The sequence below is a fragment of the Mesorhizobium sp. M4A.F.Ca.ET.020.02.1.1 genome (genome assembly GCF_004022645.1).
Classification (GTDB): domain Bacteria; phylum Pseudomonadota; class Alphaproteobacteria; order Rhizobiales; family Rhizobiaceae; genus Mesorhizobium.
Genome location: NZ_RZOI01000564.1, coordinates 1 through 4,081 on the forward strand (window position 1 = coordinate 1; position 4,081 = coordinate 4,081).

Here is a 4,081-nt window from a genome sequence, read left to right on the forward strand (position 1 = left end):
GACAAACGCCGCTGTAACCGCCGTAAGGGCGGTGATGAGAGGCGCCGCCGTCCAAGCCCCGAGCACTAGCAGCGTGGCGTTCATTGGCCCGCCCACGAAATCCACAACGGGTTTGATCGCGTTTAGAAACGAAGTGACGCCCTCGGCCATGCCGGCCATTTTCTGCCGCAGTTCCGACGCCGGATTCATGAGGTCGCGAAGCACCTTCGCGAACGCCTGCACCCATTCCGTGATTGACTGCCGGACAAGCCCGGCGTTGGCGTCAAACCATTTCGTGGTCGACTCAATGACTTCATTAAGGACGGGCAAAAGCTGGACCCCGAGGAAGAGCTTTAGGCCTTCGAAACGAAGCAACAAACTATCAAGGTTGTCGCCGAAGGCATCGGCCGCCTTCGTTGCCCTGTCACTTAGGATGATGCCGAGCCTGCGTGCCTCTTCGCGCATGTTTCGAAGGCCGGCGGAACCATCGGTCAGCATCTTGACCAAGTCGACGCCGGACTTGCCGAACAGCTTGAACGCCAGGGCGTTGCGCCGAAGCGGGTCTTTGATCTTCGCCAGCGCCGTGAAGGTGTCATCAAGCACGGCCTCCGTCGACCGCATCTTGCCCTTGGTATCCTTCAACGGCACGCCGAGGGCGCGGAAGCTTTGCGCCATCTGCTTATTGCCCTTGACGGCTTCCGAGGCGTTGATTCCGAGCTTCTGAATTCCCTTGGTGAGGGACTCCGATTCTATGCCGCTCATTTTGGCGGCGAACCGGTACTCCTGTAGGGCCTCGACCCCGATGCCGAGCTTGAATGAGGCTTCGCCTATCTCGCTGCCGAGGTCCGACGCGCTCTTCGCCAGGGCGAACGCGCCTGCCACCGCACCCGAGGCGCCGAGGCCGAGAAGAGCCACGAAGGAAGACAGCCGCGCGGTCGTCCGGGTCAAGCCGTTCCCGAGGCCGACAAGGCTCTTCCCGAGGCGGTTGACGGATGCGCCGATGCGGTCAAAGCCTAGCCGCGTGCCGAGCGCGGAGAGGCGCGCCGATATCCGCTTGAGCGGCCCGGTGATACGGTCGATCAGCGATAGCTTTACGGTGGCTTCCGCCGTGGGCTTTCCGCTCATTGCGCGCCCCGATCATTAGCTGCCGGCCTGCGCACCAATAGGATGTCAAAACCAAGCGTCTGCGCCAGGGCGACAAGACAGCCGAGGCTCGGTTGCCGGACGCCCTGGCGCCAGGCGTACAGGGAGTTCATGCAGACACCGGACTTTTCTTCCATGATGACGATCGGCATACCGATGCGCTCCCGCTCCGCCTTTAGAGCCGCCATCGCGGTGCGCTGGTCACTCAAATCGTATTCGTTGGTCATTGTGCGTGCTCCAACGTCTCAGCAAGCCAGCGCTTCGCGGGGTAACCCCACAATTCCAGTGCCTTGATAGCTTTCGGGATATTCACTCGCCCGTCCGCATCGCACGGCAGGGACTGTTCAAACCTCGCGACAAATTCCGCTGGCGACCGCCCAAGCTGGACCGCGAATTGACGAATGGTGGGGCGCTTAGGATTTACGGGCGGGCGCATTGATTCAATCTCCAAAAGCGGGGTGGCTCGTTAGCGAGGCGAGCCACCCCGAGACGAACCGGGGTAGGGACCCGGTCGCCGAACCGCTGGTGAAGGTTGGCACCAACGGCATTCTGATTACTTCTCCAGGGGGCGTTGCAACGCGGCCTTCCACAGATCGCGGCGATGACCGGATTCATTAGGCGCCGCCCCTTCGGATTGCATCGCGGGCTGGCGGAGCGCCGCTTTCCACAAGTCCCGTCGATACACGGCGGCGCTTTCGGCCTTGGTCTTCGCCTCGACTCTTCCGCCCGCTGTCCAGGTTCGGCCGTCCCAAGTCGGGGCGTTGCTCATGATCGCGGCCTTCATGGCGGATAGGCTCATCGGCTTTGCGTCCGGATTGGTCATCTTGCTTTCTTTCTCAACGGCGCAGAGCGTCGCGCCAGATGGCGGCGTCCACGGCGCGTTTCTGTTCGATTGCGGCGTCATCAATCGGGTTTTGGAGGAACGCCGTTGGGATGTAGTCTTTGGACCGCATCGGCGCGCGTTGGGGCTTCAGGTGCCTCATGGCCGCCGAAGAGCGCTTGCGTTTCTTTCGCGGGGGCTGCTCGCTTTGCGTCGCCTCGCCCCTCAACGCCGAAGTGAGCGCTGCCAGTATTGAATTTTTGACCATCACAGTTCCTCCGCGAGAATGAATTCCATGGAGGCGTCAACGCGTCGGGCTACTTTGATCCCGGCTTCCTCGGCGGCTCGGCAAAGCCGCTCTTCATCGCGCTCGGCATCGCGAATGCCGGCGTCGATTCGGGCGAGTTCTTCGGCCCGTTCTTCCGCGCTGTAGACTCGCCCGAGGCCCGCGACTTCCTTGTCGGCGAATACCGTCAAGGCTTCAGTGATGTCTTCGCGAAAGCCAAGGAGAAGCATCATGCCGAGTGGCTTCGCGGTGAAGACTTCGGCAAGCCTCGGATCAGTTACGGCGCCACTGTTGTGGGGCGTCACCAAAGCGCTTGGCTCGAACAGCGCCCGCGCTTCGGCCTCGGCTTCGACGCCATGAATTCGAACACCTTCTCCGACGCCAAGGACCAGGAGCTTTCCTACAAATTCGGCTCGCTGTCGCATGCCGATGCCGGCACGCGCCGCCAGGCGGTCGAGCACAATCTCGAATGCATCGAGATCGGCAAGACGCTTGGCTCGAAGGCGCTGACGGTGTGGATCGGCGATGGTTCGAACTTCCCCGGCCAGGTCAATTTCGCCAGAGCCTTCGAGCACTATCTCGATGCCATGAAGGAGATATACGCCGGACTGCCGGACGACTGGCGACTGTTCACCGAGCACAAGATGTACGAGCCGGCCTTCTATTCGACGGTCGTGCAGGACTGGGGCACCAACTACCTCATCGCGAAAGAACTCGGCGACAAGGCTTACTGCCTGGTCGACCTCGGCCACCATGCGCCGAACGTCAACATCGAGATGATCGTATCGCGGCTGATCCAGTTCAAAAAGCTCGGCGGCTTCCACTTCAACGATTCCAAATATGGCGACGACGACCTCGATGCCGGCTCGATCGACCCCTACCGGCTGTTCCTGGTCTTCAACGAGCTGGTCGACGCCGAGCTGTCCGGAGCAGAGGGGTTCAATCCCGCGCACATGCTGGACCAGAGCCACAACGTCACCGACCCGATCGAAAGCCTGATGCTGTCGGCGGTCGAGGTGCAGCGCGCCTATGCGCAGGCGCTGCTGGTCGACCGCAAGGCGCTGCAGGGTTTTCAGGAAGAGAACGACGCGCTGATGGCGACGCAGACGCTGAAAGCCGCCTACCGCATCGACGTCGAGCCGATCCTCGCCATGGCGCGGCTGAGGACCGGTGGCGCCGTCGATCCGGTCGCCGCCTATCGGGCCGCCGGCTACCGGGCGAAGGTCGCGGCCGAACGGCCGGCTGTCGCCGGCGGCGGTGGTGGGATTGTTTGAGGCCAAGTCGGCGATTGCTCAAGGCAATTTTTCGATAATCGTCACTGTCGGCGCTGCCCCTCATCCGCCTGCCGGCACCTTCTTCCCGTGAAAGGGGAGAAGAGCGCTGGCCGCGACCTCGGCGTCTGCTCTGCCAGCTTGGCGATTGGCGAAGCCACCGACGAGAGCGCCCCTTCTCCCCGTCACTATACGGGGAGAAGTGCCCGGCAGGGCGATGAGGGGCAGCGCTGACCTCGGCCATTTCCTATCCTTCGGACAAAGACCGCAGCGGAGGCGGGGTAAGCGGGCCGTTTCGATTATTCAATTGTTATTGGACTATCGCGCTCCAAGGGTCTTTCCTAGGCGTCCCCCACGCCCCGGAGTCCCCGCCATGCATCTCACCGCCGGACGCTGATCGCCGTCAGCCTTTCGCTCACCTTCGCCTTCACGCCATCGGCCGCCGTCTTCGCCGTTCGCTGACATCAGGGGTCACAGATGGCTCTCATGGCGCCGAAGCTCGTCTGGACAGCTGCGAGACTTGGGAGCAAGTTTGTCAGGCCGAAGGGTGATCAGCCGAGGAGCGCGACGATGTTCAGGAAG

The 4,081-nt window shown here is 62.3% G+C and carries 5 protein-coding genes and 1 pseudogene; 1 reads left to right on the forward strand and 5 read right to left on the reverse strand.

Annotated elements, in window-relative coordinates; genetic code table 11:
- From EN742_RS26715 to EN742_RS26735, 5 genes are all read right to left on the reverse strand, one after another.
- The coding region (locus tag EN742_RS26715) for a phage tail tape measure protein (RefSeq protein WP_128333467.1) at window positions 1-1,104 on the reverse strand (1,104 nt) is incomplete at its 3' end.
- Window positions 1,101-1,349: a helix-turn-helix transcriptional regulator gene (locus EN742_RS26720; RefSeq protein WP_128333468.1), complete on the reverse strand. Its 249-nt coding sequence runs from the start codon at window positions 1,347-1,349 to the stop codon at window positions 1,101-1,103. The genes EN742_RS26715 and EN742_RS26720, both read right to left, overlap by 4 nt.
- 326 nt (window positions 1,350-1,675) lie before the next feature.
- Window positions 1,676-1,945 (reverse strand): hypothetical protein, encoded by a 270-nt coding sequence (locus tag EN742_RS26725; protein ID WP_128333469.1) that lies wholly within the window; start codon window positions 1,943-1,945, stop codon window positions 1,676-1,678.
- 13 nt (window positions 1,946-1,958) lie between these two features.
- On the reverse strand, window positions 1,959-2,210 hold the full coding sequence (locus EN742_RS26730) for a hypothetical protein (RefSeq protein WP_128333470.1): 252 nt from the start codon (window positions 2,208-2,210) through the stop codon (window positions 1,959-1,961).
- Window positions 2,210-2,533: a hypothetical protein gene (locus EN742_RS26735; protein WP_128333471.1), complete on the reverse strand. Its 324-nt coding sequence runs from the start codon at window positions 2,531-2,533 to the stop codon at window positions 2,210-2,212. The genes EN742_RS26730 and EN742_RS26735 overlap by 1 nt, the downstream gene beginning before the upstream one ends.
- Window positions 2,534-2,566: 33 nt before the next feature.
- Here EN742_RS26735 and rhaI point away from each other — a divergent pair.
- Window positions 2,567-3,502, forward strand: a pseudogene (gene rhaI / locus EN742_RS26740) (L-rhamnose catabolism isomerase); the annotation flags it as partial.
- Window positions 3,503-4,081: the final 579 nt, after the last annotated feature.